This window comes from Actinoplanes subtropicus (assembly GCF_000721705.1).
GTDB lineage: Bacteria > Actinomycetota > Actinomycetes > Mycobacteriales > Micromonosporaceae > Actinoplanes > Actinoplanes subtropicus.
The window spans coordinates 143,352-168,932 of record NZ_JOJL01000011.1 but is presented as its reverse complement, the minus strand read 5'-3'; the positions used below and the strand labels follow the sequence as shown (position 1 = coordinate 168,932).

The window sequence follows — 25,581 nt, the reverse complement described above, 5'->3', positions numbered from 1 at the left end:
AGCCGAACGAGGCTTAATCCTCAGAGCCCAACGCGACGCCACCCACCGGACCAACCGGGATGCTCATGCAACCCTGGAACCCCGGACTGATCAAGTACCGGAGCTCCTTACATGAGCGCTCCCCTCACTCGCCGAAGACGCCCGCCTCGAGGTCGTCCTCGGCGGTCACCTGGCCGAGCTCCCGGGCCAGCACGTCGGCCTCCAGCACCCGGCCGCCCGGGGTGACCGCGTCGACCAGGTCGGGCAGGATCCCGGCGAGCTGCCAGGCGACCGCGCCCGGCGTGCTGCCGCCGGCGTCGGCCAGGTCGCCGAGCAGCTCCTCGCCGACCGCCGCCCGCACCTGGCCGGTGGTCATCGCGTGGTTCCGCTCGCCGTCGTCGAGCCAGCTGCGGTACTGCTCGGGAGTCGTGGTCACGGCCAGCTCCAGCACGATCGCCCGCAGCCGGGCCGGCCGGTTGCCGGCCAGCCCGCGCACCAGGTCACGCACCTCGGGGTCGTCCAGCAGGGTGGCGAGCTTGCGGACGTCACTCATGATCGGTCTCCATTCGGTACGGGCTGCGTCGCCCGTCAAGACCGGACAGGCCCCCGATCTGTGACATCGCCGGATACCGGCACCGGGCGCAGGACGTGCTGGAGCAGCGTGATCAGCACGCGCCGCACCGCGGACCGGTCGCGGGCGTCGAAGGCGACCACCGGGACCTCCGGGGTGATGGCCAGCGCCTCACGGACATCCTCGAGCGTGTGGAGCTGCCGGCCGTCGAAGCAGTTGACGGCGATCGCGAAGGGCAGGTTTCGCTGCTCCACGTAGTCGATGAAGGGGAAGGAGTCGGCCAGTCGCCGGGTGTCGACGAGAACCACCGCACCCAGGCATCCGCGAATGATCTCGTCCCAGCTGAACCAGAAGCGGGTCGAGCCGGGCAGGCCGAAAAGGTAGACGACGATGTCGCGGTCCAGGGTCAACCGGCCGAAATCCATCGCGACCGTAGTGGTCACCTTGGCCGGCACATGACGATTGTCTTCCATGCCGTAGGAGGCGTTGGTCATGACGGCCTCGGTGGTGAGCGGCGTGATCTCGGAGATCGCGCCGATCGACGTGGTCTTGCCCACACCGAATCCGCCCAAGATCGTGACCTTGCAGGAGACCGTCTCGGACGGGCTCTCCGGCGGTTCCGGCGGCTGTTCCGCCCGGTTGGGGACGATGACGATGCGGTTCCCGGAACCGACCCGGGACGGCGGCACGCGGCCGCCGATCAGCGAAGCCCCGTGCAGACCGCTGTAGATGTCCTCGATCGAGAGCTGCGGCGGGCCGCCGGCCAGACCGTGGATCAGGAGGTGCTCGAAGTCGGCGATGTGGTGCGGCCGCGTGGACAGCTGATAGACCTTGCCGGACACGACGCCGCCCGGGCGCAACCGGAGGCCGTCGCCGGTGTGCATGACGACGGCGGCGCCGGTGACGCTTCGTTCCAGCTCGTCGAGCACCTCGTCCCAGTCGGCCGAGCCGTCACTGGTCGCGATCAGCCGGCGGCCGTCGCCCTGGTGCGCCGCCGGTGCGCTCCAGTGCACGAAGAGCAGACCCGAGGTCTCGCGGGCCGCCCGGCGCAGGCGATCGAGGAGCTGTGCCGTGGTGAGACCGGTCAACTGGGTGATCGCCTCCGGCCGGACCTGCGCGTGCTCGATCATCGTCTCCGGCAGCAGCCGCGGATACGTCGCGCTGTCGCCGATCAGCAGGACGCGGGAGCCGGGGTGCTGCAGGCTGGTGACCGGCGGCCCGGGCCGGCGTTCCGGTGTGGCCGCCACCTCCTCGGCGGCCTGGGCTTCCGTCCTGCCGTCGAGCCGCTGCAGAACCTGCGCCCGGACCCGGGCGAAGGGCCGGCTGAGCGGCGAGATCCGCAATGGTCCGTCCGGGCCGGGTGTCGCGATGGCCGGCGCGTCGGTCGCGGACCTGTCGATGTAGGACGACACGTCGTCGAGGACCTGGGCCACCTCGTCGGTGCGAAGCGTCCCGAGCAGGACGTCGCGTACGCCGGGAAGGAAGTCGTACATCGGCTCGGGGCCGGCGAACGGCACCGGCGTGACCAGGCCGCCGTAGAGCACCTCGGCGAGATGAGCGGGGTCCGGCGCGGGCAGCATGATGCCGTGGACCAGGTGCATGACCGCCGGGTGCAAGGGGGCGGCGGCCAGGTACCCGGCGAGTTTGTAGGCCTCCGGCGACGCCTCGGCGCGGAACCGCAGGACGCGCTGCAGGGGCGGCGTCCGCGGCGCCGGCAGCGGTGCGATGGCGAGGCTGCCGCCGGCCGGCTTGACAATCGCCACGGCGGTGTCGACGCCGCCCTCGGCGACGCCGGCGACCAGCCTCGCCCACGGGTTCAACCAGGAGGGGCTGATCTCCAGTACCGGGATGGCGTAGCGCTCCCGGCGCGGCCGCCGCCACGGGTAGTCCCGGCGCCGCACGGTGAGTTCCCCGTTGGGGCGGGCGAACCCGGTCGCGGTGACGTGGGTCGCAACGGGTGGCAGACAGGTGCGCGACCAGAGCCGTTCGGGCAGAGGCTGCAGGATCGCCACCGGCCCCCGGCGCGCCCACCGGCGCAGGACCCGATGGATGCCGGGGTGCTGCCATCCCGCTGCGACGCAGTCGCTGACCACCAGGACGACGGTGCGCCGGGCCGGGTCGAGCAACTGGTGTGGGCTGTGCACGGCGCCGGAACGCCGGTCCGGCGTGACCTGGCTGTGCCCGGTGGGATCCACCACCAGCGTGTGGACGGACACCGTGCGGAACGCGCCGAGCCGGCGGCACAGCTCGGCGAGCTCGGCGCTCAGGCCGGTCCAGAGCCCGGCCGGGTCCTTCTCCACCACGAGCGCCAGATCCAGCGCCCGGTCGCCGGTCGGCCGGGTGACCGGGCGCCACCGGCGGTGCTCGGCGTACCACTGGGCGGTCGCGTCCTCGTCCAGTTCCGTGGCGTCGCGCGCCACCACCGTCCGTTTGAGCGGCCGCAACGCCCGCAACAACTCCAGCGTGGACAGGCTCGTCCGGTGCGGGGACACCCGCACGGTGTGCGCCGGCGCGGCGTCCGCCTGTTCGGAGGGCGGCTCCTCGCCGACACCGGTGACCTCCGGGGGGCGCCTCGGGAGCAGAGCATGCAACGCCGCGGCGTCGGCCGGATCGTCGGGCCCGGCCGGATCGGCCGCCGGCGACGGGGGCTCCGTCGCCGCCGGTGGCTGCTGGGCACCGCCGGCCCGCGGCACGTCCACGCCACCGGGCCCTCGCGGTGCGGTGACCGCCTCCGTCCGCGGGAGGTGCCCGGCGAGCCAGAGCGCGTCGCTGAGCTGATAGGGGTCCAGCTCGAGGCCGGCGGCGGCGAGGACCAGCCGCAGTTGGTCGATCGACATCGTCAGGCGGTCGAGTTCAGTTGGCGCAGGATGAGGTCGGCCAGGTGCCGTCGGGCGCCGTGGTCGTTGCCGGCCGCCCGGTCGAGCAGGTAGACGGCGTTGAGCAGCTGGTCGGTGGCCATCTCGCCGGTCTCCCGGCGGGCGAGGAACGTGGCGATGAGGTCCTCGCTGCTGCGGGCCCGGTCGGGGCCCAGGTGCGCGGCGACGATCGCGCCGAGTCGCGCGTGGTCCGGGGACGGCAGGTCCAGCCGCACGCACCGGCGCAGGAACGCGGCCGGGAACTCGCGTTCCTGGTTGCTCGTCATGATGATCAGCGGGAACTCCCGGCAGGCCACCAGTCCCTGGTTGACCAGAACCTTCGGGCCCTGGTCGGCGGGCTGCAACCAGACCTGCGGGGTGGTGTCGGCGACCCGGGCCAGCTCGGGAATCTCGTACTCACCCTCCTCGAAGATGTTCAGCAGGTCGTTGGGGAAGTCGAAGTCACTCTTGTCGATCTCATCGACGAGCAGTACGCGGGGGATCGGATAGGGCACGAGGGCGGTGCCGAGCGGACCGAGTCGCAGGTATCGCCCGAGGTGGCCGTCGGCCGCGTCGCCGGTGCTGGCGTCCTCCACCCGCCCGATCGCGTCGTACCGGTAGAGGCCGTCCCGCAGCGTCGACCGGCTGGTGATGGGCCAGCGCAGCACCGCGCCGAGCCGGAGCTCGTGCGCCACCGCGTAGGCGAGGGTGGACTTCCCGACGCCCGGCTCACCCGTGACCAGCAGCGGCCGGCGCAGGTACAACGCGGTGTTGACCAGGTCGATCGTGCTGGGATCGGCCTGATAGGTGGTGGCCAGGGCGGTGCGTCGCTGCCCGTGCGGCGTCGTCGGGGTCCGGTCGAACGCGGCCACCGGCTCCCCGTTGAACCGGCGCCACGGCGGGGGTTCCGGCAGGCGCTCGATCCCGTCGTGGACATCGCCGGTGCCGGTGAAGATCCGCCAGCGGTCAGTCGTCATTGTTCTCCTCAGGGCGGACAAGCCGGTCGCGCGGCGGCCGCCGCGACGGGTCGTCGTACAACAGCACCAGGTCGGCCCCGCAATGGTCGGCCGACGTCGTGCCGGCGGCCTGGGCACGCAGCCGGCGCACACGTTCGGGAAGCTCGGCGAGACCGACGCCGGACAGCGCCTCGCGAAGCCGGCGCACGAACGACTCGCCGGGGCAGCCGTCGTCGGGGCAGTCGGGACAGTGGCCGCGGCGCCACATCATCACCGGAACCCCGCTGTGCAGACCGACCTCCACCGCGGGCCGGTTCCCGGAACCGAACGGGGACGAGGCGAACACCAGGACGCAGCGGCGATAGTCCTCGGCCAGCCAGCCCTCCACCGCCTCGTGACCGCGCCGGTCGGTGCAGGCCACCTGGTCGGCGTCGGCCCCGAGGTCGCGGCCGGCGCCCGCCGCCCACCGCTTCTGCCACTCCGGCGCGATCCGGTCGTTGTCCAGGCGGGACTGGTCGCGGACCAGGACGGCGTGCTTGCGTCCCAGCGCGGACCAGGGCTGTTCCGGCCAGAGCGGCCGGGATTCGAAGTCCTCCTCCAGCTGTTCCGGGGGCAGGAACAGCTCGACCGTGATGTCGCCGCAGTCCGGTGCCATGGCCGCGAGTTGCCGGGGCAGTTCGTCCCGCACCAGCTGGATCGCCTCGGTCATGCCGAGCGGCGTGCTCTCCAGCGGCACCGGGATCACGGCCGACGCGTCGAAGTAACGCCAGATCCGCACCTCGAACCGGGCGTGGTCCGACCCCACCGGCCGGATCCGGACCATCAGGGAGGACGGCCCGTCGAACTCGGCTCCGTCGGCCAACCGGGCGGTCGCCTCCTTCCCGAGCCGCAGCCGTCCAGCCGTGAGCAGAACCCAGTCGCGGATCGCCTGGGCGTCCCTCCCGGTCAGGTCCCTGGCCAGATCGGCGGCGTAACGGAGCACGTAGGGCAGTTCTCCCCGCGGAGGTGGAAGCTGAACCGCCAGCTCGGTGATCACGTCGGCGCTGTCGACCAGCCGCCGCTGCGGGGCGAAGCACTCCCGGCCGACCGCGCGAACGAACCGGTCCTGATGATCCGGCGGCACCGGCAGCCCGGCCAATATCCCGCGCAGCTGACGTTCCTCGTCCTGGTGCAGCCGGTGCGACTTCGCCGGCGCGAGCTTGTCGCTGGCGGCAGACCATTCCCGCTCCTCGGCGAAGAAGCGATCGTGTGCCCGGATCAACCGCCGGTACATCGCGGGGTCGGTCTCGCGCAGCGCCCAGATCGGCACGGCCAGGCCACCCATGGCGGCACCCTTGAGCCGGCTGGCCTTGGCGACACCGCACACCCCGCCGGTCGCCAGGTTCAGCACCGGCCCGCCCGACATGCCCGCCGGTATCTCGCGGTCGCCCAGCATCAGCATCGGGCCACCGAGATCGTGCAGTCCGTCGAACGTCGGCGACGCCGAGGTCTGGCGCAGCTCCGGCTGATAGACATCGGAGAAGCCCACCACCTGCAGATGCGATCGCATCGCCGGCAGCCGTTGGTCCAGCCAGGCGCAGGCTCGGGGGCCGGCGCCGGCCGGTATCTCCACGATCGCCAGGTCCGGGTACGGCCACAGTTCGTTGCGTCCGGGCGGGGCGGACGCGTACCGGACCTCGCCCACCCACTCCGACGTGCCGTGCCGGACGGCGACGGTACGGCGGCGGCCCACCACGTGCGCGCACGTCACCACCAGTCCGGGCGCCGCGAGGAACCCGCTGCCCGTCATCCTCTCGCCGGTGATCCGCACCAGGCAGTCGAGCAGCAACCGTGCGGGGATGTCGGACGCCTCCACGTGGCTCGCCGTCTTACGACTGTGGCGGGTTCGCCGACCAGGTCGCGGTGATCTTCACCGACGCGTTGGCCTGCAGACCGACGAGCGCGGCGACAACGCCACCCTCCGCCAGCGCCAGCTCCACCGCGAACTCGGCGGTGAGCTCGTCCGGCGGCACGCCGTCCAGACCCTTCCGCACATTCGAGACCACCGACCGTACGGTCTCGGTCAGGCCCTTGAGCGGCAACACCCGGTCCCCGATGCCCACATCGCTCGGCCCCTCGGCCGCGACCCTCGCCCACACGATGTCGCCGTCGGGCAACTCGATCTGAATCAGCTCCGTCATCGAAACCCTCACCGTTGAGTTGGGGACGGACAAGGCTATCCAGGCCGCGAATCCACCGCCCTTTTCTGGCGGCTCTCGGACGATTGTCTTGACAACCGGGCACGGCCGCAGGTGGCGATCGACGTTTCAGGCGAGCCGATCCGGGGATCCAGATGGCGTACGACAAGACAACCGGGAGGCGGTCATGCCAGCGGGATCCAGCCCCAAGCGGGAGCGGCAGTACGAGCACATCAAGGACAGCGTCGAGGAGCGGGGCGGCTCCACCAAGCGGGCCAAGGAGATCGCCGCGCGCACCGTGAACAAGGAGCGGGCGCGGGCCGGCGAGTCGAAGACGGCCAGCCGGTCCTCGCTCAAGGACGTGTCGTCCGGGCACCGGGGCGGCAAGCGGTCGCACACCGGCGCCCAGGGACGCACCAAGGAGCAGCTGTACAACGAGGCGAAGAAGCGCAACATCCAGGGCCGCTCGTCGATGACCAAGGCGGAGCTGGAGCGCGCGCTGGCCCGCTGATTCAGTCCTCGTCGCCGGTCACGGCGTTCGCCGCGCCGACCGCCTTGGACTGCGACGAGCCGCGCTGCCGCAGGTAGATCGAGAGGATCGCCATCGACGCGATCGTCGAGGAGGTCGGCACCGGAGTGACCCACATCAAGCCGGCCGACCGGGTGGTGATCCCGTTCAACATCTCTTGCGGCGACTGCTGGATGTGCGCGCGCGGCTATTTCGCGCAGTGCGAGACCACCCAGGTGTACGGGCAGCACAAGGGCGCCGCGCTGTTCGGCTATACCAAGCTCTACGGCCAGGTCCCCGGCGGTCAGGCCGAGTACCTGCGGGTGCCGCAGGCCCACTTCGGCCCGATCAAGGTGCGGGGTCGGCGATCCGGTGACCCATCGGCTGCCGCTGGAGGAGGCGGCGCACGCGGACGAGATCTTCAAGCGCAAGCAGGACGGCCGCGTCAAGGTCGTGCTGAACCCGTGACCGGGTCGGCTCGCGGCGTCGGCGTGGCGGGATCCCAGGCGGCGCAGTGGCCGGCCGCCCCGGCGACGGTGGTCGCGGCGGCCCGGAACGCCGCCCGCTCGCAGGAGGGCAGCGGGTCCAGGTAGGCCGCCAGCTCCGCGGTGACCTCCTGGTGGAAGGCCCGCGCCGCGCGGCGGCCGTCGTCGGTGAGCAGCACCTGGATCGCCCGCCGGTCGCCCGGCACCAGCGAGCGGGCGACCAGCCCGCGCGACTCGGCGCGGTCGATCAGGCCGGTCAGATTCGCCTTGCCGACGCCGAAGACCCGGGCCAGCTCGGCCATCCCGTACGGCTTTCGCGCCAGCACGCACAGCATGCGGCCCTGCACCGGGGTCAACTCGTGCTTGTCGGCCACCCGCGCGAACGTCTCCTGCACCAGCCCGGAGAGCTGGATGAGCGCGAGGGCGTCGGCCTCCGGCTCGGATGGACTGCTCGCGGGCATGGCGCCATCGTACCGCCGAAGTAAGGTTCGTGATCTGTACTATCTAGGGCATGAACTACACCAGAACCGGAGAGATCATCTCATGAGCGACTGGAACACGACCATCATCGCCGAGTTCCGGGCGAACGACGGCCGCGTCGGCGGGAACTTCGACGGCGCCCCCATGGTGCTGATCCACCATCGCGGCCGGAAGAGCGGGCGCGAGCTGGTCAGCCCGCTGATGTACCTCCCGGACGAGGACGACGACGACATCATGTACATCTTCGCCTCCAAGGGCGGCGCGCCGACCCACCCGGACTGGTACCACAACCTGCTCGCGGCCGGCGAGGGCACCGTCGAGCGCGGCACCGAGACCTACCCGGTCAAGGTCCGCGAGCTGACCGGCGCCGAGCGCGACGAGCGCTACGCCGAGCAGGCCCGGCGGTATCCGGGCTTCGCCGAGTACGCGCAGAAGACCGCCGGCGTCCGCACCATCCCGGTCCTGGCGCTCCACCGCGTCCGATAGGGGTTGCATCCGGTACCTGGGTACAGGCTTACCGTCGAGGGCATGGACCCCTGCACCCTGCCCACCGCCGAGCGGCCGTTCCGGCTCGCCGAGTTCGACAACCTGTTCGCCGCGGCCGTGCGCCGGGTCGAGACCCTCGGCCCGGCGCACGCCCGGCTGCACCTGAGCGGGCCGGCCGGCCTCGAGGCGACCGTACGCGACCTGACCGCCCGCGAGACCGAGTGCTGCTCGTTCTTCGCCTTCACGATCACGACCGACGGCGACGACCTGACGCTCGACGTCCGGGTGCCCGACCGGTACGCCGAGATCCTGGCCGCCCTGGTCGCGCGGGCGGTGCCGGCCTGATGCCCGGCGGTCTGCGCACCGGCGAGGTCGCCGAGCGGGCCGGCGTCAACATCCAGACGCTGCGGTACTACGAGCGGCGCGGCCTGGTCGCCGAGCCGGCCCGGTCGAACGGGGGCCACCGGCTCTACCCGCCGGACACGGTCGCCCTGCTCACCGTGATCAAGGCGGCGCAGCGGCTCGGCTTCACCCTCGACGAGGTGGCCGACCTGCTCGCCGCCGGCCGCCGGCACCCCACCCCGGACCTGAGGCAACGGGCGATCGACAAGATCGCCGAGATCGACGCCCGGATAGCGGACCTGACCGCGATCCGGGGCACGCTGACCGCCGTGGTCGACGCGCGCTGCGACAGCCTGACCAACTGCACCTGCGCCGACTGCCCCATCCCGGTCCTGACCATCGGGGCGCCCCGATGAGCGCACCCGTCGCCGGCCGGATCACCGGGGCGCTGGCCGGCCTGGCCTGCGCGGCCTGCTGCGCCCTGCCGCCGCTGATCGCGGCCGGCGTGGTCACGACCACCGGGGCGGCGCTCCTGCGCCAGACGCTGATCGCGGTCGCGGCCGGGCTCGCCGTCGTCGCGCTCGGCCTCTGGTGGCTGCACCGCCGCTGCTCGGCCGGGGCGGCGGCCACCTGCGGCTGCGGTTGCCAGGGAACCGTGTGCTCCCATGAGGCATGACGATCATCCGGTCCCTGCTGCTGTTCGTGGTCGCCGCCGTGGCCGAGATCGGCGGCGCCTGGCTGGTCTGGCAGGGCGTCCGGGAGCATCGCGGCCTCTGGTGGATCGGCGCCGGCGTCGCCGCCCTCGGGGCGTACGGCTTCGTCGCCACCCTGCAGCCGGACGCGAACTTCGGCCGGATCCTCGCCGCGTACGGTGGCGTCTTCGTGGCCGGCTCGCTCGGCTGGGCGATGGCCGTCGACCGCTACCACCCCGACCGCTACGACCTGATCGGCGCGCTGATCTGCCTGGCCGGGGTGGCCGTCATCATGTACGCCCCCAGGTCCTGATTCAGGTCTCGATCAGCACCTTGCCGACGGCGCCGTTCTCCACGGCGCGGTGCGCGTCGGCGGTGCGGGCAAGGGGGAAGCGCACCAGCGGCAGCCCGTGCTCCTCGCCGACCGGCAGCGCCCCGTCGGCGACCGCGGCGGCCACGTCCTCGGCGCCGAACGCCAGCGCCTCCGACCCGAGCGTGTAGAGCACCAGGAACTGGAAGCGGGTGTTCAGCGTCATGTTCTGCCGCACGTCCAGCTCGACGCGTTTGGCGCCGTCGTTCGCGTACGTGGAAATGGTCCCTCTCGTCCGCAGCACCGCCAGGTCGAGGGCCAGATTCGCACCCAGCGCGACCTCGGCGATCAGGTCGACCCCGCCCGGCGCGATCTTGCGGATCTCGGCGGCCGGGTCGCCCTCACGGTAGTTGAGCACGTGGTGGGCGCCGGCGGCGGTGGCCAGCCGGGCCTTCTCCGGGCCGCTGATCGTGGTGAGCACGGTGGCGCCGGCCCAGCGGGCGAGCTGGATCGCGGCGTGGCCGACCGCCCCGGCGCCGCCGGCGACCAGCACCACCTTGCCGTCGAGCGCGCCCGGCCGCAGCCGGCTCGGCCCGCCCTCGGCGACGGTGAGCGCCCGGTGCGCGGTGAGCGCGGGCACGCCCAGCGCCGCGCCCAGCTCGTAGCTCGCGCCGGCGGGCAGCGGCACGGCGCGGTCGCTGGGCACCACGACGGCCTCGGCGACCGTGCCGAACTGGAGGGCGGCGCCGGCCAGGAACAGCCACACCCGCTCGCCGATCCGGCTCCGGTCCTCGCCGGGGCCGACCGCGTCGATCACGCCGGCGCCGTCCAGGCCGGGGGTGACCTCGGCGTACAGCTTCGGGTTGGTGGCGCCGGAGCGGGTCTTCCAGTCGGTCGGGTTCACCCCGGACACCGCGACCCGCACCCGCACCTGGCCGGGGCCGGGCTCGGCCGGCTCGCGATCGACCAGCTCGAGCACCTCGGGGCCGCCGTTGTCGCGGTAGACGATGGCTCTCATCCGTCGCAGGGTACGCAGGTTCGCGCTCCGCCGCGCGCGGAGTCCAGACCCTAGTGGTGCTTGGTGGTCCGCAGCCGGCTGGCCTTCACGGTGGTCAGGCGCGGACCGACCACCCGGCCGTCGGAGGTGACCTCGACCCCCTGCACGTCGTACCAGGTCTCGCCGTCCCGGACCCGCGGGCGGGACCAGTCCACACTCTCGACGATCATCAACAGCGCACCGGCGCCGTAGAGATAGTCGTTCTCGTCGAACGTCCACACCCGCCGTTCCGCATCATCCCGCGCCATGGGAACAGCATTGCACCGGGACGTGCGTCGGCACAGGCGGATGCACGTGCATTTGCACGGCGGGTGCCGGGATCCATCCGGAACGGCACCGATCCTCCTCCGTACGCCCGACCCCGATCGCGCCGGAAAACTTTCTGGCAGGGTGTCGAGTGGGCCGGCCGCCGATCGACGCCTAGGTGAGAGGCATCCCGATCCGAGGAGACAGCAATGCGCTTCATGGTTATCACCAAGGCCACGGCGGACAGCGAGGCGGGTCGCCCCGCGAGCACCGAGGAAATCGCCACGATGGGCGGCTTCCTCCAGGAGCTGACGGACGCCGGGGTGCTCCTGGCCGCCGAGGGCATCCACCTCAGCGCCAAGGGCGCCCGGATCTACTTCGACGGCGAGAAGAAGACCGTGGTGGACGGGCCGTTCGCCGAGACCAAGGAGCTCGTCGGCGGCTTCTTCCTGGTCGAAACCAAGACGCTCGAGGAGTGCGTCGAGTGGTTCAAGCGCTGCCCGATCCAGCCGCCGGGCGCCGCGCCGACCAACATCGAGATCCGGCGGTCTGCTGGACCAACTGGTCGCCCTGCCGGCCCTGCGCAACTACCACCTGCCGTCCAGCGTGCGCGGCGACCTGCTGGCCAGGCTGGGCCGGCCCGCCGAGGCGCGGGTGGAGTTCGAGCGGGCGGCGTCGCTGACCCGCAACGAGCGGGAGCGGACCCTGCTGCTGGACCGCGCGGCCGGCTGCGCCCCGCCCGGCTGAGGGTCAGGGCGAGGTGGTCAGGAGGAACTGGTCGGCGTTGAGGTGGCCCCAGCTGCCGGTGTTGTTGTCGATCAGCTCGATCCGGGCGCTCCTGCCGCGCAGGTCGGCGAGGTCCCAGGTGGTCCAGCGCAGGTATTCCTCGTTGCGGCCGGTGGCGGTGCGGGCGATCTGGTTGCCGACGATGAGGTTGACGGTGGTCGCGTTGCCGGCGCTGTTGGGGTGGTTCCCGCCGCCGAGGAGGAATTTCAGGTAGCGGCGGCTGATCGTGAAGGCGGGCGAGGTGAGGGTGCCGGTGCCGGCGTCGCCGCCGAGGTAGCTGTCGACCAGGCCGCTGCCCAGATAGCCGCTGACCAGTTGCTGGCCGGGGAGGGTTCCGGTGGCGGGCGCGGTGCCGAACGCGGTGCCGGTGCTGGTCCAGCCGCCGTAGCTGCCGTTCTCGAAGTCGCCGAGGACGGTTCCGGTCGGGGTGGCCGGCGTGCTGATCGGGCCGAGGGTCTTGATGGTCAGGTTGCTGAAGGTGGCGCTGCCGCCGTCGGTGTACAGGGCGATGCCGTTGTCGCCGGCCGGGGCGAAGACCTCGCTGGAGTGCACGTAGCGGCCGTCGTCGAGGAAGACCTCGGCGGTGGTGCGGTCGACGAGGATGCGCAGCTTGACATTTTTGCGCCCGGGGTCGACGGGGGTCCGGCTCTCCAGGTAGCGCCCGGAGGTGTCGGGGTTGCCGGTGTTACCGCGGTTGAGGTACGCGTAGTCGTGGTAGACGCCGGTGTCGGCATGCCGGGTGCCGTCGGCGGAGCGGCGTAGCTGGAGCCCGACGTTGTCGAGCTGCGTCCAACTGACGTCCGCGGTGAGCTCGTAGGCGTCGCCCGAGTAGCTCAGCGGGACGTTTCCGTTGACCTGGACGGTGCCCAGGTCGGTGGTGCTGGTGGCGAGGCTGTCGAGTCCGGCGACCGGCTGGGAGACCAGGCTGTAGCTGCCGTCGGCCTGATGCTCGAGCTGGATCTCCCGGACGACCGAATCGGTGCCGTTGAAACCGTCGTTGGCCCAGGTGGGCGTGTTCGCGGCGTAGTCCCAGTCGTTCATCCAGCCGATGGCGTACCGGCTGGTCTTCGGCTTGGCGGGGTTCTCCCAGGTGACGGCGGCATACCAGTCCCAGCCGTGGTCGAGCCACTGCGGCGCCGCGTTGTCCGGCTGGAAGCCGCTCCCGGTGAAGGTGCCGGTCCAGTACGCGTACGTGTTCGGCTGGCCGATCGCCTTGCCGTTGGCGGAGGCGGCGAGGACCCACTTGGTGGTCCCGTCGCCGGCGGTGATGGCGAACAGGTCGGGGCACTCCAGGACGCCGTACCCGGGCATCACCCACTCCCCGACGCTCTGCCAGGTCTTGAGGTTGGTGGAGGTGTAGAAGCCGAGCCGGTCGTTCTCGGCCAGCACGGCGACCCAGCGGCTCCGGGCGGCGTCCCAGATGATCTTGGGATCGCGGAAGTCGGCCCGGCCGGGGTTGGGGATGACCGGCGCCGTCCCGTACGGGCGGAAGCTGGCGCCGCCGTCGGTGGAGTACCAGAGGAACTGGGCCTGGGCGTTGTTCGTCGCGTCCAGCTGGGTGGCCAGCGCGACGACCGCGTTCTTGCCGAAACCGGCGGTGCCGGCGGTGTCCACCACGGGCGAGCCGGACCAGATGCTGCCGTTGACGGTGGTGTCCTTGGGGACCGCGACGCCCTGGTCGGTGAAGTGCACGAGGTCGGTGCTCGTGGCCCGCCGCCAGCTGGTGTGGTCGGTGGCCGGGTAGTCGTCGTTGTACAGGTAGTAGTACTGGAACTGGCCGTTGAGGTAGACCGGGCGCTGCGGGTCGTTCATCCAGTAGCCGGGGACGGTGTTGTGGTACACCGCCCGATAGCTGGTGGTGGTCGCCGCCGCCGCGACGGCCGGCGCCGGCACCGACGGGAGCAGCAGCACGGCCGCCGCGAAGAGAGCTGTCCTCATGCGTACACCTGCCCAAACGTTTTTTCAGTGGAGTGCGTCACACTGTGAACGTGGCAAATCGTTTTGTCAACGGCCGTTAACGGCTGTTGACAGGCGCGGCCGGACGGTGCAATCTCGTCGCAACGGATTGGCAAAACGATTGGGCAGGCGATGGCCGGGCGGGTGACGATCAAGGACGTGGCGGAGGCGGCCGCCGTCTCCGTGACGACCGTGTCGCACATCCTCAACGAAGTGGCGGGCAAGCGGATCAGTCCGGAGACCCGGCGGCGGGTGGTCGACACCGCCAAGCGGCTCGGCTACGCCCCCAACGACCTGGCCCGGGGCCTGCGGCTGCAGCGGTCGAACACGATCGGGTTCGTCAGCGACGAGATAGCCACCACGCCGTTCGCCGGGCGCATCATCCTCGGCGCGCAGGAGGCGGCCGCTGCGCGCGGCCTGCTGCTGCTGATGCTGAACACCGGCGGCGATCCCGAGCTGGAGCGCAAGGAGATCGAGGTGCTGCTGCAGCGCCAGGTCGACGGCGTGCTGTACGCGGCGATGTCGCACCGGGTGGTGCGGGTCCCCGACGGGCTCGGCGCGGTGCCGACGGTGCTGCTGGACTGCCGCTCCGACGATCTGGCGGTGTCGTCCGTGGTGCCCGACGAGGAGCAGGGCGGCTACACCGCGACCCGGGCGGTGCTCGACCACGGCCACCGCCGGGTCGGGCTGGTCAACAACGCGGAGCCGATCCCGGCCACCGGCGGCCGGCTGGCGGGTTACCGGCGGGCCCTGGCCGAGGCGGGCGTCGCCTTCGACCCGGGCCTGGTGGTGACCGACCTGTGCGACACGGCCGGCGGCTACCGCGCGGCGCGCGAGATCCTCCGGCGGGACCCGCGGCCGACCGCGCTGTTCTGCTTCAACGACCGGATGGCGATGGGCGCCTATCGAGCCGCGGCCGAGCTCGGGCTCGCCATTCCCACCGACCTGTCGGTCATCGGATTCGACAATCAGGAACTGATTTGTGAGGGCGTTTTTCCCGCGTTGACCACGGTCGCCCTGCCACATTACGAAATGGGGGCGCGAGCGGTCGAACTGCTGCTCGGCAAGGTCTCCCCCGCCGCGCACGAACTGTTGCGGTGCCCCTTGGTGACAAGGGCATCGGTTGCTCCGCCGCCCCGACTCTGACCTCGGGACGGCGAAGCTCTCACCCAGGCGACCGTCAGCACCGGTCGTCCTCCTGCGATTCCCGAGAGATACGAAAAGGGTACACGCATGACCGCAAAGATCTCCCGGCGCCTGTTGTTGCAGGCCGGCGCCGCCTCGGCCCTGCTGGCCGGTTGTTCCTCCGGATCGTCGTCGGGCTCGTCCGGCGGCAAGACGCTGAACGTCGCGTTCTTCGGCGACCAGAGCGCGGCCGACAAGGCGGCCAAGGCGGCCGGACCGTTCCTGGCGGCGCATCCGGGCGTCACGGTGAAGTTCACCGGGACCTCCGGTACGGACTGGAACGATTTCTTCAGCAAGCTGCTCACCCAGATCGCCGCCGGAAACGCCCCGGACATCGCCTGCGTCGCGACCGAGGGCCTCCAGTTGTTCGCCGCGAAGGGCCTCGCCCAGCCGCTCGACGAGTACGTGAAACGGGACGCGAGCGAGCTCAAGCCGTTCTTCGCCGACGTCCATCCGTCGCTGATCGAGGCGATGATGTACCAGGGGCACCTGTTCGAGCTGCCGACCGACTTCAACGCCGGCAACATGTTCTACAACACCTCGCTGTTCAAGGCCGCGGGCGTGGACCAGCCGGCCGAAACCTGGACCAAGGACGACTTCACCGCCATCGCCCGGAAGATCTCCGCGAAGGGCGGCGGGGTGGTCGGCTGGGACTGGGTCGTCCGGCTGTGGGGCAGTTGGACCTCCTGGATGTACGCCAACGGCGGCAACCTGCTGACCGAGGGCAAATGGGACGGCGGCGACTGGCTGTGGAACACCTTCTACCCCGGCGACCCGGCGGCGGCCGGCCGCGGCGGCGGCTGGAAGTGGGGCGACCCGACCGCGAACTCGGCCGCCACCGTGGAGGCCCTCGACTTCATGATCGAGCTGCAGAAGCAGGGCCTGTCGCCGCAGCCCGACGTCGGCGGCGGCGACACCCTGCAGGGCCTGTTCGCGAGCAACAAGATCGGCGCGGCGATCGGCGGCGGGTTCTGGGCCGGCGGCCTGCACAACGCCGGCATGGCCGACGGCTCCTTCGACGTGCAGTACTTCCCGAAGTGGAAGACCCAGCGGCACCTGTTCGGCACGGCCGGCTACGGCATCTTCCAGTCGTCCAAGAACAAGGACCTGGCCTGGGAGTTCCTCAAGACGCTGGTCCAGCCGGCCACCATCGACCTGCTGATCCCCGGCAACGCCAGCACGCCGACCCGCAAGTCGATGATGACCCCGCAGAAGTACGCCGATACCGGCCCCAAGAACTGGCACGTCTTCTACGACACGCTGACCAAGTTCGACAACACCGCGCCGATCCCGGCCCCGCCGTACTACAACGCCATGGCCATCGCCCTGAACAAGCGCACCACGCAGGCCATGGCCTCGGGCAACGCACAGTCCGCGCTCGACGGGCTGCAGGCCGACCTCGAGACCGCCGCGAAGGCCGGCTGATGTCCACGGTCACCCCGGTCCGCGCGCCGCACACCAGCGGCGCGCGGGCCACCCCGGGCACCTCCCGGCGGCGCGCCGCCCGCCGGGAGGCCGCCTTCGGCTACGCGATGGCCTCGCTGTCCCTGATCGCCGTGTTCGTCTTCACCGCCGGCCCGATCGTCGCCTCGTTCGTCCTGGCGCTGTTCAAGTGGGACGTCATCAGCAGCCCCGAGTTCGTCGGCCTGCGCAACTTCCGGACGCTGGCGCACGACCAGACGGTCACCAAGTCGCTCGCGGTGACCCTCGGCCTGGCGGTGGCCATCGTGGCCCTGCAGGTCGGCCTCGGCCTCGGCCTGGCGCTGCTCGTCGCCCAGCGCCGCTCGAAGATCGCCCGGACCATCTTCCGTACGGCGTTCTTCCTGCCCCTGCTCGCCTCCGCCGCGTCGATCTCGATCGTGATGAGCTACCTGTTCGACCAGCACTTCGGGGTGATCAACTACTACCTCACGATGCTGCACCTGCCGGCCGTGCCGTGGCTGAGCTCGACCGGCGGCGCCACCGCGACGATCGTGCTGGTCGCCGTGTGGCAGCAGCTGGGCTTCACGTTCATCCTGTTCGTCGCCGCGCTCGGCGCCGTGCCGCCGGACATCCTGGAGGCGGCGCGGGTGGACGGGGCCACCCCCACCCGGCTGTTCTGGCGGATCAAACTCCCGCTGATCAGCCCGACGGTGCTCTTCGCGAGCGTGGTCGGCCTGATCAACGCGATGCAGCTGTTCGACCAGCCGTACGTGATGACCAAGGGCGGCCCCGGCGACGCCACCTACACCACCGTGCTGGTCGTCTACCAGACCGCCTTCCAGAACCTCCAGTTCGGCTACGCCTCGGCGATCTCCGTGCTGCTGTTCCTGATCCTGCTGCTCATCACCGCCGTGCAGTTCACGGTGAGCCGGAAGTGGGTGTTCTACTCGTGAGCCGCATCCGAGCCGCGCTCTCCGTGCTCGTCCTGACCGTCGCCGCGCTGCTGGTCGTGGCCCCGATCGCCTGGGCCGTCAGCACCTCGCTGCGCACCCCGGCGAGCTCGTTCGACCTGCCGCCGCACTGGATACCCACCCACCCGGTGTGGTCCAACTACCGGGACGCCTTCGAGAAGGTGCCGCTGGCGACCTTCATCGGGAACAGCGTCGTGGTCACCGGGCTCATCGTGGCCGGCCAGCTGATCACCTCGACGATGAGCGGCTACGCCTTCGCGATGGTGCGCTTCCGCGGGCAGAAGGCGCTCTTCGCGATCATCCTGGCCACCATGATGGTGCCGCTGCAGACCACCATCATCCCGGTGTTCCTGCTGATCAGGTACTTCGGCCTGACCGACAGCCGGCTGTCGCTCGTGCTGCCCGCGGTGGCCGGCGCGTTCGGCACCTTCCTGATGCGGCAGTACTTCCTGCAGATGCCGCGCGAGCTCGGCGAGGCCGCGCGGGTCGACGGCGCCAGCCACTGGCAGGTGTTCTCCCGGATCTACGCCCGGATGGCGTTCGCGCCGATGGCGACGCTCGCGGTGCTGACCTACGCCGCGTACTGGAACGAGTTCTTCCGGCCGTTGATCTTCCTGCAGACCAGCTCCAAGTTCACCCTGCCGCTCGGCCTGGTGTCGCTGCGGGGCTACTTCGGCACCGGCAGCGTCTCGATCGTCCTGGCCGGCGTGGTCATCGCGCTGATCCCCAGTGTGCTCATCTTCGCCGCCGCCCAGCGGTACTTCGTCGAGGGCATCGTGGCCGGCTCCTTCCGCTGAGCCCCTCCATCTTTGTGAAAGGCCCCCGCTTGTCCACCGATCCGCACCTGCCCGCCGTCCACCTGCGACCGCCCCGGAACTGGGTCAACGACCCCAACGGCCTGGTCTTCCACGACGGCTTCTACCACGTGTTCTTCCAGTACAACCCGAACGGCCCCGAGCACCGGGACGTCCATTGGGGCCACTTCCGCAGCCGGGACCTGGTCCGCTGGGAGCTGCTGCCGGTCGCGCTGGCGCCGACGCCCGGCGGCGACGACGCGGACGGCTGCTGGTCCGGCAACGCGATCTCCGACGACGGCCGGATCCTCGCCTTCTACTCGGCCCGGCGCGACGACCGCTGGTGGCAGCCGGTCACCACGGCCGAGTCCCGCGACGGCGGGCACACCTGGGCCAAGCGGCCGCTGCCGCTGCTCGCCCAGCCACCGGCGGGCACCACGATGTTCCGCGACCCGTACGTCTGGCGGCAGGGCGGCCGCTGGCGGATGCTGGTCGGCTCGGCCCTGGCCGACGGGCGCGGCGCGGCGTTCCTCTACGAGTCGCCCGACCTGCGCTCCTGGGCCCCGCGCGGGCCGCTGCACACCGGCCCGACCGGCTGGGAGTGCCCGCAGTACGCGACCTTCGGCGACCGCGGCCTGCTGATCGTCAGCCAGTGGCATCCCGAGCGGGGACCGCAGAACGTGGTCGCCTACCCCGGCCGCGAGCGGGACGGGCGGCTGGCCGGCGCCGAGCCGGTGCCGCTCGACCACGGGCCCGACTTCTACGCACCGGCCCTGCTGCCCGCCCCGGACGGCCGCTGGCTGCTCTGGGGCTGGACCCCGGAGGCCCGAAGCGGCGACTGGGTGCACGAGGCCGGCTGGGCGGGCGCCCTCACCGTGCCCCGCGAGGTGACCCTCACCGCGGACGGCGCCGTCCACCAGCGCCCAGCCCGCGAGCTGCTCGCCCTGCGCGCGAGGCGGATCGTGCACCGCACCGGCCCGGCGGGCGACCTGGGCGAGGTCGGCCCCGCCTTCGACCTCACCGCCACCCTGACCGCCGGCGCCGGCTTGCGGCTCGACACGTCGCCGGACGGCACCGAGCACCTGGACATCCGGTGGGACGCGGCGTCCGGCCGGCTGCTCGTCGACCGTGACCACGCCTCCCGCGACCCCCGGGCCGCCCGGGGCAGCTATGCCCTGCCCTGCCCGTCCGCCGACGATCTGCGGATCATCGTGGACGGCTCGATCGCCGAGGTCTACCTGTCCTCCGGCCGGGTACTCACGCTGCGCTTCTACCCGACCGGCCGGGCGCCCTGGCGGCTGAGCGCCACCGGCCCGGGACACGTCACCGCCGAGGCCTGGGAGCTCCGCGGCCCCGTCGTGTCAGAGGCGTGTCAGAGCGGTGACAGGGCCGCCGCCGATCGTTGCACCCATGAGTTCAGCGATTGAGGTTTCGCAGTTGCGCAAGGCCTTCGGGGACAAGACGGTTCTCGACGGCATCGATCTCGAGGTGCCCACCGGCACGATCTTCTCCCTGCTCGGCCCGAACGGCGCGGGCAAGACCACCACGGTGAACGTGCTGACCACGCTGATCCAGGCGGACGGCGGCTCGGTGCGGGTCGCCGGCCACGACGCCGCCGCCGAGGCGAAGGCGGTGCGCGCCGCGATCGGCGTCACCGGCCAGTTCGCCGCCGTCGACGAGCTGCTGACCGGCGAGGAGAACCTGCGGCTGATGGCCGACCTGCACCGGGCCGGCCCCGGCGCCGCCCGGCTGATCGGCGAGCTGCTGGCGCGGTTCGAGCTGACCGAGTCGGCCGGCAAGCTGACCTCGACCTACTCCGGCGGCATGCGGCGCAAGCTGGACCTGGCGATGACCCTGGTCGGCGACCCGCGGATCATCTTCCTGGACGAGCCGACCACCGGCCTCGACCCGCGCAGCCGGCGCACCATGTGGGGCATCATCCGGGAGCTGGTGGCCGGCGGGGTCACCGTCTTCCTCACCACCCAGTACCTCGAGGAGGCCGACCAGCTGGCCGACCGGATCGCCGTGCTGGACCGGGGCCGCCTGGTCGCGCAGGGCACCGCGGCCGAGCTCAAGCGGCAGATCCCGGGCAGCCACGTGCGGCTGCGCTTCGCCGACCCGGCCACCCTCGACGCCGCCGCCCGGGTGCTGACCGGCGCCGCCCGCGACGACGAGGCGCTCACCCTGCGGGTGGCGAGCGACGGCGGCACCAGGTCGCTGCGCTCGCTGCTGGACCGCCTCGCCGAGTACTCGCTCGACGCCGAGGAACTCTCCGTGCACACGCCGGACCTCGACGACGTCTTCCTCGCCCTCACCGGACACGACACGGAGGTCTCCGCCAAATGAGCACGATCGCATCCCCGCTCGGCGACTCGGCGATCATGCTGCGCCGCAACTTCAAGCACACCCTCCGGAACCCGACCGCCGTCTTCAACGCGGTGCTCTTCCCGGTCGTGATCATGCTGATGTTCGTGTACCTGCTGGGTGACGCGTTCAGCGTCGGCGTCAAGTACGTGGACTACGCGACGCCCGGCATGATCGTCCTCGCCATCTGCTACGGGCTCGGGTCGACCGCCACCGCGGTGAACTCGGACATGACCAAGGGCATCATCAACCGGTTCAAGGTCATGGACGTCTCCCGGGGCGCGGTGCTGACCGGCCAGGTCATCGCCAGCCTGCTGAACAACGTGATCGCCGTGGCGGCCATCGCCGGCACCGCGTTCGCGCTCGGCTTCCGCCCGTCGGCGAGCCCGCTGGACTGGCTCGGCGTGGCCGGGATGGTGGTGCTCGTGGGCTTCTCGATCGGCTGGTTCACCGTGGCGCTGGGCCTGTCGGCCAAGAGCGTGGAGACGGCCGGCCTGGCCACCGTACCGCTGATCATGCTGCCGTTCCTGAGCACCGCGATCGTGCCGGCCGGCAAGATGGGCCCGGGCGCCAAGCAGTTCGCCGAGTACCAGCCGTTCACCCCGATCATCGAGACCTTCCGCGGGCTGCTGACCGGCTCGGTGCACGCCGGCGACGCGATCGCCGCGATCGCCTGGTGCGTAGGGATCGGCGTGGTCGGCTACCTGTGGGCGATCGCCACCTTCAAGAAGCGAGCGTGACCCCGGCCAGCTGATCCCAGCCGGTCCGCTCCCCCTCCGCGACTGCCTCGGCGTATCCGGCGCCGAGGCGGTCGCGCGTTTCGCGATCGATCCGGTCCTCGTCCGGAAGAGCGAGATCCCGCAGGCCGCGTACGCCGCGGGCCGCCGCGATCAAGCGCGCCGCCTGCGCGAAGTCGGCCGACCGCAGAGCCAGGTCGGCCACCCCGACGAGCGCCCGGGCGACGGTCGGCGCGTGCCCGGCCTCGGTCGCCGCCCGGAAGGCGGCGGCCCGGTGCCGGCGGGACTCGTCCAGGTCCTCGGTGAGGTAGCCGAGCAGGTCCTCCAGCAGGGCGCGGGAGTTCGCCTCCTCCCCCAGCATCGCGGCGGCGGCGGTGACCTGCCGGCGAGCCTCGCCGGCCTCGCCCCGCCACCGGGCGAGCTCCGCCTTCGCCAGGGCCAGCTCGGCCAGCGAGGCCGGCCAGGCGACCCGCTCGGCGTACCGCTGGGCCTGCGCCATCGCAGCCACGCTCGCCGGCCCGTCCCCGGCCAGCCAGTACAGCTGCGCCTGCCGCGAGCGGATCGGCACCACGTCCTCGATCGCGCCGACCTCGGTGACCACGGCGCAGGCCCGGTCCAGGCGCGCGCACGCGGCGCCGAACTCGCCCCGGGTGGCCAGGCGGCCGGCCAGCTCGGTCAGCGCGAAGGAGATCCCCCACCGTTCGCCGAGCGCGCCGAACTCGGCCAGGGCCGCCTCCAGGAAGGCGTCCGTCCCGGCGCCGCCCTGTCCGGTGATCACCCGCATCTTGCCCATCTGCAGCCGGGCGAGCGCGCGGGCCCACGGGTCGTCGTCGGTGAGCAGCGGCTCGTACGCGCTCAGTGCCTCGGCCGGCGCGCGCAGCATGCGTTCCAGCGCGGCGATGAACCGGACCGCCGGATGGGCGCCCTCGATCCGCCGGCCGAGCTCGTACGCCCGATGGATCCACTCCTGCGCCCTGTACTGGTCGGCATGCCCGGAGGTGAGGAACATGGTGACGAAGGCGTAGACCACGGCCCGGGTCTCGTCGGCGACCGCACCGGGGAGGGCAGCGGCGGCCATGATGAGCTCGTTGCCCTCGGTCTTGTGCCCGCCGAGCCACCAGTACCAGCCGGCCTCGGCCGCCAGGCGCATCGCCGCGCCCGCCTCGCCGGCCGCGAGGGCGCCACGCATGGCGGCGGCGATGTTGTCGTGCTCGGCCTCCAGCACGGCGAGCCACTCCAGCTGCTCGGCCCGGCGCAGGTGCGGCTCGGCGGTCGCGGCCAGCTCGGTGAAGTAGGCGAGGTGGGCCCGGCGGGCGTGCTCGGTCTCCCCGGCCTCGGCGAGGCGCTGCTGGGCGTACTCCTTGATGGTGCCGAGCATGCGATAGCGCTCGCCCACGGCGACCACCAGGGATTTCTCGGTCAGCGCGGTGAGCAGGTCCAGCACCTCCGCGGAGTCGTCCCCGCCGCAGACCCGCTCGGCGGCCTCCAGGCTCGCGCCGCCGGAGAAGATGGAGAGCCGGCGCAGCACGGTCCGCTCGGCGTCGGTGATCAGCCCCCAGCTCCAGTCGATCACCGCGCGCAGCGTGCGGTGCCGGGGCAGCGCGGTCCGGCTGCCGCCGGTGAGCAGGCGGAACCGGTCGTCGAGCCGGTTGGCCAGCTGGTCCAGGGTCATCGTGCGCAGCCGGGCGGCGGCCAGTTCGATGGCGAGGGGCATCCCGTCCAGGGCCCGGCAGATGCGGGCCATGGTGGCGAGCGCGGCCGCGTCGGTGACGAGATCCGGGCGTACGGCCGAGGCCCGGTCGATCAGCAGCCGGACGGCCGGCGCCGCCTCGATCTTGATCGGGTCGGCGGCCGGATCGGGCAGGACCAGCGGGACGACCGGCCACAGGGCCTCGCCGGTGATACCGAGCGGCTCCCGGCTGGTGGCCAGGATCCGCAGCCGCCGGCACTCGCCGAGCACGCGGTGCGCGAAGGCGGCCGCCGCCTCGATCACATGCTCGCAGTTGTCCAGGATGAGCAGCGCCTCCCGGTCGCGGAGGGCGGCGATCACCCGGTCGATCGGCTCGGCGTCCGGCGCCTCGCCGAGCAGCGAGTCGCGCAGCCGCAGCGCGCCGAGCGTCGCCAGCGCCACGTCGGAGTCTCTGCCGCCGCCGGCGCCTGGTCCTCCGGACGGCGCGGAGAATCCGGGCCCCGTGGGGGCCAGCTCCACCAGCCACACCCCGTCCGGCACGTCGCCTACGAGGGTCCGCCCGGCCTCGGTGGCCAGCCGGGTCTTGCCGGTGCCGCCCGGCCCGGTCAGCGTGGTCAGCCGGTGCCCGCCGATCAGGTCGCGGACCGCGCCGACGTCCGCCTCCTTGCCGACGTAGCTGGTCAGCTCGGCCCGCAGGTTGGTGGCCCGTTCCTCCTTGCGCGGGCCGCCCTCGCCGCGCAGCAGAGCGACGTGCAGGGCGGAGAGCTCCGGCGACGGGTCGGCGCCGAGCGCGTCGGCGAGGGCCTCGCGGGTGCGCTCGTACGCCAGCAACGCCTCGGCCTGCCGACCGGCGGCGGCCAGCGCCCGCATCAGGGCGACGGTCAGCCGTTCGCGCAGCGGATGCGCCGCCACCAGCGCGGACAGCTCGGTGACCAGCTCCGCGCCGCGGCCGAGCCGGGCCTCCGCGTCGTACCACTGCTCCTGGGCGCTCAGCCGCAGCTCCTCAAGCCGGGTGACGGCCGCGTCGAAGGCGGCGCTGTCGGTGAGGCCGACATCCTGCAGGGCCGGGCCGCGCCACAGCCCGAGGGCCTCCCCCGGCCGGCCGGCGGCGACCAGGCGCTCGAACCGGACGGCGTCGACCGCCTCCGGCGGGACGGCCAGCCGGTAGCCGTCGGTGTGGCCCTCGATCGAGCCGGCCGGCAGGGCCTTGCGCAGCCGGGACACCAGCCGGTGCAGCGCGTTGGCGGCGTCGGCCGGCGGCTGCTCGCCCCAGATCCAGTCGACCAGGGTCGCCTTGCCGACGACCCGGCCGGGCTCGAGGGCGAGCGCGATCAGCAGCGCGCGCAGGCGGGCGCCCGGCACATCGGCGAGGCCGCCGTCGTCCGTACGTACCTCGAACGAGCCCAGCATCCCGATCCGCACGCCGCAGATTTTGCCACGGGCGGCAATCCCGGCGTGTCCGGCGGCATCACGCGGCATCGCGCCGCATCGCCGCATCGCCGCATCGCCGCATCGCCGCATCGCCGCATCGCCGCATCGCCGCATCGCCGCATCGCCGCATCGAGATCGTCGGCTGGCCCTTGACCGCGCGGCCGGTCCGGGGATATGACGTGGCGATGGCGGAGCTGACGGTCGCCGACACCAATGGCATCCTCCGGCAGCCATGGGTGCGGCCCGAGCGGACCAGCCGCGGGCTCGGCTGGGAGCGCCTCTACGTATCCACCCAGAGCGAGCGGGCCTACCAGGCGTCCTTCGGGGGCGCCGCCAGCCACCTGGTGATCCTGCACCTCGACGGCCCGGTCACCGTCCGCCGCGGGCACCTCGGCCTGACCCGGTCGCGGGTGGTCCCGCCCGGCGGGCTGTTCGTGCACCCGGCCGGCAAGGACCTGACCGTCGAGCTGGGCGGGCCGCTGGACACCGTGCACGCCTATCTCACCGACGACGCGCTGCGCGAGGCGCACGACGGCGCGCCGGTGGAACTGGCCGAGGAGCTGGGCGCCCTCGATCCGCTGGTCGAGCAGCTGATGCTGACCCTGGACGGGGTGCTGCGCGGCTGGGAGCCGTCCGCCCGCACGTACGTGGATCATCTCGGTCAGGCCCTGGCCGCGCAGCTGGCCCGGCGGCACAGCGTGCGCCCGGTGCCCGCGCTTGCTCTTTCCGGAACCCGCAGCGGGCTGACCGACCGGCAACTGACCGCCGTGCGGGAGCTGATCGAGGCGCGGCTGGCCGAGCCGCTGCCGCTGCGCGATCTGGCCGCGGCGGCGGGGCTGAGCGTGAGCCAGTTCGGGCGGCAGTTCAAGGCGCGCACGGGGCAGTCGCCGCATCAGTTCCTGATCCAGCTGCGGGTGGACGAGGCGTGCCGGTTGCTGCGGCACAGCCCGTTGCCGATCGTCGAGGTGGCGGCTCGGTGCGGGTTCTCGCACCAGGAGCACCTGACCCGGGTGTTGCGGGCACACCTGCGTACCACGCCGGCGGCGCTCCGGCGCGCATTTCTTGCACCGTGAACGTGCGCTTGCTTTGTGCCGCGCTCGG

26 protein-coding genes and 2 pseudogenes are annotated in these 25,581 nt (G+C 72.2%); 16 read left to right on the top strand and 12 right to left on the bottom strand.

All coding sequences use genetic code 11. From position 1 onward, the window contains the following. Window positions 1-124: 124 nt before the first annotated feature. The 6 genes and pseudogenes from IH26_RS55885 to IH26_RS0117205 all read right to left on the bottom strand — a co-directional run bounded on the left by IH26_RS55885 (window position 125) and on the right by IH26_RS0117205 (window position 6,541). Entirely contained in the window at window positions 125-532 is a 408-nt protein-coding gene (locus IH26_RS55885; RefSeq protein WP_051808221.1) for a YidB family protein, read from the bottom strand. Window positions 533-567: 35 nt separating this feature from the next. After that, window positions 568-1,125: a GTP-binding protein gene (locus IH26_RS0117220; RefSeq protein ID WP_425394385.1), complete on the bottom strand. Its 558-nt coding sequence runs from the start codon at window positions 1,123-1,125 to the stop codon at window positions 568-570. A gap of 825 nt (window positions 1,126-1,950) precedes the next feature. Further along, window positions 1,951-3,387 (bottom strand): annotated as a pseudogene (locus tag IH26_RS63900) (SAV_2336 N-terminal domain-related protein); the annotation flags it as partial. A 2-nt stretch (window positions 3,388-3,389) separates the two neighbouring features. Then, entirely contained in the window at window positions 3,390-4,382 is a 993-nt protein-coding gene (locus IH26_RS0117215; protein WP_030437219.1) for an AAA family ATPase, read from the bottom strand. Next, window positions 4,372-6,216 (bottom strand): VMAP-C domain-containing protein, encoded by a 1,845-nt coding sequence (locus IH26_RS0117210; RefSeq protein ID WP_030437218.1) that lies wholly within the window; start codon window positions 6,214-6,216, stop codon window positions 4,372-4,374. Before IH26_RS0117210 ends, IH26_RS0117215 begins: the two co-directional genes overlap by 11 nt. Window positions 6,217-6,229: 13 nt before the next feature. Next, complete coding sequence (locus IH26_RS0117205; RefSeq protein ID WP_051808220.1) at window positions 6,230-6,541, bottom strand: CU044_2847 family protein; 312 nt, start codon at window positions 6,539-6,541, stop codon at window positions 6,230-6,232. A gap of 184 nt (window positions 6,542-6,725) precedes the next feature. On the opposite strand from IH26_RS0117205, the gene IH26_RS0117200 reads away from it, so the two are divergent. Further along, entirely contained in the window at window positions 6,726-7,049 is a 324-nt protein-coding gene (locus tag IH26_RS0117200; protein WP_030437216.1) for a hypothetical protein, read from the top strand. A gap of 1 nt (window position 7,050) precedes the next feature. On the opposite strand, the gene IH26_RS64220 is transcribed toward IH26_RS0117200, so the two are convergent. Continuing rightward, window positions 7,051-7,143, bottom strand: a complete 93-nt coding sequence (locus tag IH26_RS64220) for a DUF6766 family protein (RefSeq protein WP_342668288.1) — start codon at window positions 7,141-7,143, stop codon at window positions 7,051-7,053. Between the two features lie 7 nt (window positions 7,144-7,150). On the opposite strand from IH26_RS64220, the pseudogene IH26_RS64215 reads away from it, so the two are divergent. Next, a pseudogene (locus IH26_RS64215) lies at window positions 7,151-7,402 on the top strand (alcohol dehydrogenase catalytic domain-containing protein); the annotation flags it as partial. Window positions 7,403-7,491: 89 nt separating this feature from the next. On the opposite strand, the gene IH26_RS53635 reads toward IH26_RS64215, so the two are convergent. Beyond that, complete coding sequence (locus tag IH26_RS53635; RefSeq protein ID WP_051808219.1) at window positions 7,492-7,992, bottom strand: MarR family winged helix-turn-helix transcriptional regulator; 501 nt, start codon at window positions 7,990-7,992, stop codon at window positions 7,492-7,494. A gap of 82 nt (window positions 7,993-8,074) precedes the next feature. Between IH26_RS53635 and IH26_RS0117180 the strand changes: the two genes are divergently transcribed. The 5 genes from IH26_RS0117180 to IH26_RS0117160 are packed head-to-tail and all read left to right on the top strand — an operon-like array spanning window position 8,075 to window position 9,844. Continuing rightward, the gene (locus tag IH26_RS0117180) at window positions 8,075-8,497 is read left to right on the top strand and encodes a nitroreductase family deazaflavin-dependent oxidoreductase (protein ID WP_030437214.1); all 423 of its coding nucleotides are present in this window, start codon (window positions 8,075-8,077) and stop codon (window positions 8,495-8,497) included. A gap of 42 nt (window positions 8,498-8,539) precedes the next feature. Then, window positions 8,540-8,842 carry a hypothetical protein gene (locus IH26_RS0117175; protein WP_030437213.1) on the top strand — a complete coding sequence of 101 codons (303 nt, stop codon included), beginning with the start codon at window positions 8,540-8,542 and terminating at the stop codon, window positions 8,840-8,842. Then, window positions 8,842-9,255 carry a MerR family transcriptional regulator gene (locus IH26_RS0117170; RefSeq protein ID WP_030437212.1) on the top strand — a complete coding sequence of 138 codons (414 nt, stop codon included), beginning with the start codon at window positions 8,842-8,844 and terminating at the stop codon, window positions 9,253-9,255. Before IH26_RS0117175 ends, IH26_RS0117170 begins: the two co-directional genes overlap by 1 nt. Further along, entirely contained in the window at window positions 9,252-9,515 is a 264-nt protein-coding gene (locus IH26_RS0117165; RefSeq protein WP_030437211.1) for a hypothetical protein, read from the top strand. The genes IH26_RS0117170 and IH26_RS0117165 overlap by 4 nt, the downstream gene beginning before the upstream one ends. After that, window positions 9,512-9,844 carry a YnfA family protein gene (locus IH26_RS0117160; protein ID WP_030437210.1) on the top strand — a complete coding sequence of 111 codons (333 nt, stop codon included), beginning with the start codon at window positions 9,512-9,514 and terminating at the stop codon, window positions 9,842-9,844. The genes IH26_RS0117165 and IH26_RS0117160 overlap by 4 nt, the downstream gene beginning before the upstream one ends. Before the next feature lies 1 nt (window position 9,845). Here IH26_RS0117160 and IH26_RS0117155 read toward each other — a convergent pair whose 3' ends face one another. Beyond that, a complete protein-coding gene (locus IH26_RS0117155; RefSeq protein WP_030437209.1) occupies window positions 9,846-10,859 on the bottom strand; it encodes an NADPH:quinone reductase in 1,014 nt (337 codons plus the stop codon). Between the two features lie 50 nt (window positions 10,860-10,909). After that, window positions 10,910-11,146, bottom strand: coding sequence for a hypothetical protein (locus IH26_RS0117150; protein WP_157437229.1), 237 nt, complete (start codon window positions 11,144-11,146; stop codon window positions 10,910-10,912). Window positions 11,147-11,353: 207 nt separating this feature from the next. On the opposite strand from IH26_RS0117150, the gene IH26_RS57930 reads away from it, so the two are divergent. Further along, window positions 11,354-11,932, top strand: coding sequence for a YciI family protein (locus IH26_RS57930; RefSeq protein ID WP_084598875.1), 579 nt, complete (start codon window positions 11,354-11,356; stop codon window positions 11,930-11,932). Here IH26_RS57930 and IH26_RS0117135 read toward each other — a convergent pair. Next, entirely contained in the window at window positions 11,895-13,868 is a 1,974-nt protein-coding gene (locus IH26_RS0117135) for a glycoside hydrolase family 32 protein (RefSeq protein WP_030437207.1), read from the bottom strand. The two genes, IH26_RS57930 and IH26_RS0117135, sit on opposite strands and share 38 nt — an antisense overlap. Before the next feature lie 150 nt (window positions 13,869-14,018). Here IH26_RS0117135 and IH26_RS0117130 point away from each other — a divergent pair, with 150 nt between their 5' ends. From IH26_RS0117130 to IH26_RS0117100, 7 genes are all read left to right on the top strand, one after another. After that, window positions 14,019-15,032 (top strand): LacI family DNA-binding transcriptional regulator, encoded by a 1,014-nt coding sequence (locus IH26_RS0117130; RefSeq protein WP_030437206.1) that lies wholly within the window; start codon window positions 14,019-14,021, stop codon window positions 15,030-15,032. An 87-nt stretch (window positions 15,033-15,119) separates the two neighbouring features. After that, window positions 15,120-16,496, top strand: coding sequence for an ABC transporter substrate-binding protein (locus IH26_RS0117125; RefSeq protein WP_030437205.1), 1,377 nt, complete (start codon window positions 15,120-15,122; stop codon window positions 16,494-16,496). Next, window positions 16,496-17,446: a carbohydrate ABC transporter permease gene (locus IH26_RS0117120; RefSeq protein ID WP_030437204.1), complete on the top strand. Its 951-nt coding sequence runs from the start codon at window positions 16,496-16,498 to the stop codon at window positions 17,444-17,446. Before IH26_RS0117125 ends, IH26_RS0117120 begins: the two co-directional genes overlap by 1 nt. After that, window positions 17,443-18,261 carry a carbohydrate ABC transporter permease gene (locus IH26_RS0117115; protein WP_030437203.1) on the top strand — a complete coding sequence of 273 codons (819 nt, stop codon included), beginning with the start codon at window positions 17,443-17,445 and terminating at the stop codon, window positions 18,259-18,261. The genes IH26_RS0117120 and IH26_RS0117115 overlap by 4 nt, the downstream gene beginning before the upstream one ends. A 29-nt stretch (window positions 18,262-18,290) precedes the next feature. Then, window positions 18,291-19,685, top strand: coding sequence for a glycoside hydrolase family 32 protein (locus tag IH26_RS0117110; RefSeq protein ID WP_051808218.1), 1,395 nt, complete (start codon window positions 18,291-18,293; stop codon window positions 19,683-19,685). Further along, window positions 19,669-20,604, top strand: a complete 936-nt coding sequence (locus IH26_RS0117105; RefSeq protein ID WP_030437201.1) for an ATP-binding cassette domain-containing protein — start codon at window positions 19,669-19,671, stop codon at window positions 20,602-20,604. The genes IH26_RS0117110 and IH26_RS0117105 overlap by 17 nt, the downstream gene beginning before the upstream one ends. Then, complete coding sequence (locus IH26_RS0117100) at window positions 20,601-21,362, top strand: ABC transporter permease (RefSeq protein WP_030437200.1); 762 nt, start codon at window positions 20,601-20,603, stop codon at window positions 21,360-21,362. The genes IH26_RS0117105 and IH26_RS0117100 overlap by 4 nt, the downstream gene beginning before the upstream one ends. On the opposite strand, the gene IH26_RS0117095 is transcribed toward IH26_RS0117100, so the two are convergent. Beyond that, the gene (locus IH26_RS0117095; RefSeq protein ID WP_030437199.1) at window positions 21,346-24,471 is read right to left on the bottom strand and encodes an ATP-binding protein; all 3,126 of its coding nucleotides are present in this window, start codon (window positions 24,469-24,471) and stop codon (window positions 21,346-21,348) included. The genes IH26_RS0117100 and IH26_RS0117095 overlap by 17 nt on opposite strands. A 194-nt stretch (window positions 24,472-24,665) precedes the next feature. On the opposite strand from IH26_RS0117095, the gene IH26_RS0117085 reads away from it, so the two are divergent. Further along, window positions 24,666-25,553: a helix-turn-helix domain-containing protein gene (locus IH26_RS0117085; RefSeq protein ID WP_030437198.1), complete on the top strand. Its 888-nt coding sequence runs from the start codon at window positions 24,666-24,668 to the stop codon at window positions 25,551-25,553. The last annotated feature ends 28 nt before the right edge of the window (window positions 25,554-25,581 follow it).